Annotated in this window: 9 protein-coding genes; 1 reads left to right on the top strand and 8 read right to left on the bottom strand. The window is 58.6% G+C overall.

All coding sequences use genetic code 11. The annotated features are described in order from the left end of the window. Positions 1-281: 281 nt before the first annotated feature. The 8 genes from ACQUQ1_RS21790 to ACQUQ1_RS21755 form a co-directional block, all read right to left on the bottom strand. Positions 282-818 (bottom strand): hypothetical protein, encoded by a 537-nt coding sequence (locus ACQUQ1_RS21790; protein ID WP_128904653.1) that lies wholly within the window; start codon positions 816-818, stop codon positions 282-284. Continuing rightward, complete coding sequence (locus ACQUQ1_RS21785; RefSeq protein ID WP_164932745.1) at positions 815-970, bottom strand: hypothetical protein; 156 nt, start codon at positions 968-970, stop codon at positions 815-817. The genes ACQUQ1_RS21790 and ACQUQ1_RS21785 overlap by 4 nt, the downstream gene beginning before the upstream one ends. After that, positions 970-1,656, bottom strand: a complete 687-nt coding sequence (locus tag ACQUQ1_RS21780; RefSeq protein ID WP_128904728.1) for a DUF6166 domain-containing protein — start codon at positions 1,654-1,656, stop codon at positions 970-972. The genes ACQUQ1_RS21785 and ACQUQ1_RS21780 overlap by 1 nt, the downstream gene beginning before the upstream one ends. 155 nt (positions 1,657-1,811) lie before the next feature. After that, complete coding sequence (locus ACQUQ1_RS21775; RefSeq protein WP_128904652.1) at positions 1,812-2,111, bottom strand: hypothetical protein; 300 nt, start codon at positions 2,109-2,111, stop codon at positions 1,812-1,814. Between the two features lie 53 nt (positions 2,112-2,164). Further along, positions 2,165-2,386 carry a hypothetical protein gene (locus ACQUQ1_RS21770; protein WP_128904651.1) on the bottom strand — a complete coding sequence of 74 codons (222 nt, stop codon included), beginning with the start codon at positions 2,384-2,386 and terminating at the stop codon, positions 2,165-2,167. 73 nt (positions 2,387-2,459) lie between these two features. Continuing rightward, positions 2,460-3,131 (bottom strand): RNA polymerase subunit sigma-70, encoded by a 672-nt coding sequence (locus tag ACQUQ1_RS21765; protein WP_128904650.1) that lies wholly within the window; start codon positions 3,129-3,131, stop codon positions 2,460-2,462. Between the two features lie 39 nt (positions 3,132-3,170). Continuing rightward, positions 3,171-3,449, bottom strand: coding sequence for a DUF7389 domain-containing protein (locus ACQUQ1_RS21760; protein WP_128904649.1), 279 nt, complete (start codon positions 3,447-3,449; stop codon positions 3,171-3,173). Positions 3,450-3,468: 19 nt separating this feature from the next. After that, positions 3,469-3,873, bottom strand: coding sequence for a DUF6166 domain-containing protein (locus tag ACQUQ1_RS21755; protein ID WP_128904648.1), 405 nt, complete (start codon positions 3,871-3,873; stop codon positions 3,469-3,471). Positions 3,874-3,977: 104 nt separating this feature from the next. Here ACQUQ1_RS21755 and ACQUQ1_RS21750 point away from each other — a divergent pair. Beyond that, positions 3,978-4,162: restriction endonuclease (locus ACQUQ1_RS21750; protein ID WP_435066300.1), on the top strand; the 185-nt coding region annotated here is incomplete at its 3' end.

Raw genomic sequence — 4,162 nt, 5'->3', positions numbered from 1 at the left:
AAGGACTTCGGTTCGTCGACCGTTTTCTTCCGGCGGTACCAGTCGGGTAGTTCTGTATCGGTTCGTCCGTCGACGCCAGCGAACACGGTTCTGGATTCTGGGTCTTTCATTGCAGTCACCTCGAAATCGAATTCGTCGCTCGCGACGGCGCTCTCATCACGCGCCCTGCGCCCCTCTCACGGGCGCAAAAACAACCACTCTTAACCAACGCCCCGCCCACGAATCCAGTACTGTTGGTTAAACATCTGGACGGTCTCGACACCTGGCTTCGGCTCTTCAATTCACTCGTCGGCGTGGCGTCGACGGCGCACCTGTTCAGGATTCGGCACCCACGGATGTGCGTCCCAGCAGTGCAGGGCGTGCTCTTGTGCCGTGTCGAACAGCGCCTCACACGACCCACACTCGTAGGCGGTGTCGGACCACGGTTCCGTGACGAACATCGCCGTCACCGTCGATCTGACTGGATCTGGTGCGGCCGACCGCTGAACGTAATCATAGCCGATCACTGTCCGTCGACGAAGCGCCGACTGTGCCAGCCGTTCGGGCCGGTCTGCTGGGAGATACACCCAGCGGACGAACGCCTCTTCTGAGTCCTTCGCCGAGGGTTGAAGGATGAACCATCGGTTGTGCTCGTCGCGGAACAGATACCGCTCAGTGCCCCGGTTCTGGAGATAGAGCGGATCACCACGACCGGGAATCAGCCGAAGTCCCACTGACGGCGAGATCGGGGTGAGGAGTCGCTCTTCCAGTGAGAGCGAGCCGGACTCTCCGGATGATGTCTCGCTCTCGAAGTCATCAAGCGTCGCTTCGCCAGTCATGATTCGCCGGGATTCGTCTCGTCTGTGTCTTTCCCAGCTATTCGCTCGTGCCGGTCGTTGTATCGCTTGAGTTCTCGGCCGATGCACTCCAGCGCCGTGACAGCGCGTTCGATGAGCTGGTACGTTGCTCGCGAAAGTCGGAATTTCTCCATCAGTTGGCCTCCTCTGGCTCGACGAGGTCGTTACTCTCAGCGACGAGTGCCTGAACGGCAGAGACAGGGTCGTTCTCGACCGGAAGTGTTCGATGGTCAAGCGGGGCGGGATACGCCCGGTCCCCCTGCGCACAAAGTATGATCAACCACTCTTCGCTCCCTTTGGCGCGGACGACGTAGTGGTCGATATCTCGACGTTGGAAGACTGTCCGATCTGTCCGGCTCACCGCACTCCAATTCGCCGGCAGTGACGATGACGGCGCCCCACCATCTGGCGTGAGTGCTCGGTACTCTTCGAATTCGGCGAGTGCCGCCTCGATATCCTCCCCGGTGAGGTGCCAGCAGTCGGCCGGGCCATCACACACCAGCTGACTGACCACGTCGTTGCGGAACTGGATGTAGTGTTGCTGGGCGACAGTTTCGTTGTCGGTGTAATCGAGGAGGAGCACACAGGCGAGCTGTGCCGGTCCGCTTCCCGTATAGCCCCAGTCGAATTCCGCCGGGCTATGCCGCACGAGACCGAGACTTCGATTTGGGGAGAGGCGTTCGTGTGCGGTGAGGTTCAGGACCACTGGCGTTCCGTCGACACGCATTCCGACGTACTCAACGCAGTCTGCACTCGCCTGCCATCGCTCACTCGCATCCTGTACGACTGCTCGTGGGTCGGTAGTCGAATTCATCTCCATCGGTTGCATGCGGGCGTTCGGATTCCCCGCACCCTGCTGGGGGTCGAAAAACTACCACCGGCTATTAACCCCTCAGCGTCGCTTCAAAGTTAGAACTCAGACTATTATAGTTCAAACTATAACATTTCTACAGATAACTAATCAATAGGGACTGTTTATTCTTCGAATAGACAGCGAGCGGCTGCATCGTCGCCAGCGAGGGTCTGCTGATCCTCGTCCGTATCAGCGAAGAGTGTTGACTGATCTCCTTCGGTTGATTGCTCAACTGCGGGTCGATCGTCGACGCCGAACACACTGGCCTCGGGCCGATCAAGACGTGAATCCCGGTCGCGATGATCCACGTCAGCACCGAAGTCCTCGAGTGAGGTCTCGACGCTCGTTTCAGTTACTTCGAGTTGGCCATCGTCGCCGAATGCGGTCTGTCGTTGAATTTCGATCTCGGCTTGATCGCTCATCTCATTCGAGCCTCCACCCACCGAGGCTCCGACAGACATCCCCGAGTGCTGCGTCAATTGTCTTCTGCGCGAATTTCGCTGGCCCGATCTTTGAGCCGGCGAAGAATCGGGATCCGTTGCTGATTCGCATTCTCGTAGGCGACGCAGGCTCGCAGCGTCTCCATGTCATGAATCGTCGCGATACCAGCATTGATGAGACGGGTATTTGGCGGTTCGAGACGCTGTTTCGGTGTGAGAGCGTCTGATTCGACGGATAGATCTGACGAATCGCTCATTTTTGTTCGCCTCCGCTCTCTCAAGGCGGCAACAAACAGCGGCCAGGCCCCTCCCAGTCGAAGAAATCTCCTGTCAGAACTCCACGTCAGTTTGGCGGTAGTTCGCGTCAGTGTCGACGCTGTCGTACATACGGCCGAGCATGTCGAGCGCTGACTGGAAGTGCGCGTAGTGCTCGTTTGCGAACGCCACAGTTTCTTCGAGTGGGATGACAGGCCGTCCGTCGACCATCTCGGCCTCGATCTGTGGCCGCGGCTTGAGTACCACCTGTATCGAACCATCGAGGTCGGCAGCAGGCAGGCGTTCTTCCGCAGTCGGGATTTCGAACCGATCGAAGAACGCCGTCCAGGCATCGAGGTCAGACTCGTGGACGGCGATGAACAGCGGATAGTCCTCTGGGTCGCGAGCGACCTGGTAGCCACCGCGAGTCCAGACGTAGACCGCATCGATGCCAGTGTATGCATACTCCATCCCCGTGAACTGCGGGAGGACATAGGCTTCTGAGATTGACGGCGGCGAGATGTCCGCTGACGCTGTCAGGAACTCGAGACCGGCGTCTCGGAGCGTCTGATCGATGAGATGAAGCCCATCGTCGTACGCGACGTATCCCGCCTCCTCGAGGCTATTCACGACGCGACGGATCGTCTCCCGGTTCTCGTCGATCTTCCGCGCGACGCCTGAGATGGAATCGCCTGGATCAAGCGCGAGGATAACCTTGAGTTCCTTCTCACCGCACACTTCGTACATCCTGCGGCTACACAATTCTGTGCAATAGTCAAAAAAGTACTATTCGTGTGGGTCGGCTGGCTGGATCTGGCGAGTGTCCTCAGCGAGGTCGTGGATATACTCGCGGAGGGTTTCCATATCCTCGCGGGCGTCTTCGAGCGTCTTACCCTTCACTTTGGCCGTGATCTTGTCTTGATCGCGGGTGCCAGTACCGCGAGTGAGTTTGACGGTGAGTGAGACGCCGACATCGCTTCGCTCGACGTACTCGGTTGGCACCTGACGCTCACGGTTCTGTTGCGATTCTGAGTCCACACGAGGCTGCTGAGTGTGTTCTGACATTGATTGCGCTCTGTGATCGTTAGTTGACGGACGGTGCAACTGGGTCGTCGACTATCTCATGAAGGGTAGCATCTATCTCGCGTCCGGTGAGTCGCCAGCAGCCGTCGGGTCCTGTACACTCTAGCTGGCTCACTACTTCGGTCTTGAACGCCTTGTACTCCGAAAGCGCTACCTCCTCATCGTCGGTGTAATCGAGCAGGAGGGCGAGTGCGAGTTGGGCCGGCCCGCTGCCACCATATCCCCATTCGAAGCCCGAAGGACTGTGATTTGCCAGCTCGAGACTCCGCTCTGGCGTGAGCTGTTGTTGGTCTGATTGCTTCTCGACGATGGCGCGGCCTCGACGACGGTAACCGACGTAAATGACGTCGGGATCAGCCGTGGTCCGTGACTGTACGTGTGAGCGTGGGTCGCTGATTCCACTCATAGGTTGGTTCGCGGGAGGCTCGTTTGATCACCCCCGCACCCCTCTCGGGGGTTCATAAACAGGACGGCGAAGCGTTCGGCAACGTATTTGACAGTTGCAACGTACTGTCCAGGTATATCGGAATGGCTGTACTGGACGACCTCTCAGGGTTCGAGTTCGAGGACGTAATAGAGGATGTCTTCCGCAATCTCGGCTACGAGAACGTCCGTCAGGCCGACCGAACCGCCGACGAGGGTCGCGACGTTATTATGGAGGAGGTCGTCGACGGCACCCGGCGCGCGATCATCGT

Source organism: Halobaculum sp. EA56 (assembly GCF_051195075.1).
In the GTDB taxonomy this organism is placed as follows: Archaea; Halobacteriota; Halobacteria; order Halobacteriales; family Haloferacaceae; genus Halobaculum.
This window is presented reverse-complemented; position numbering and strand designations above follow the sequence as displayed.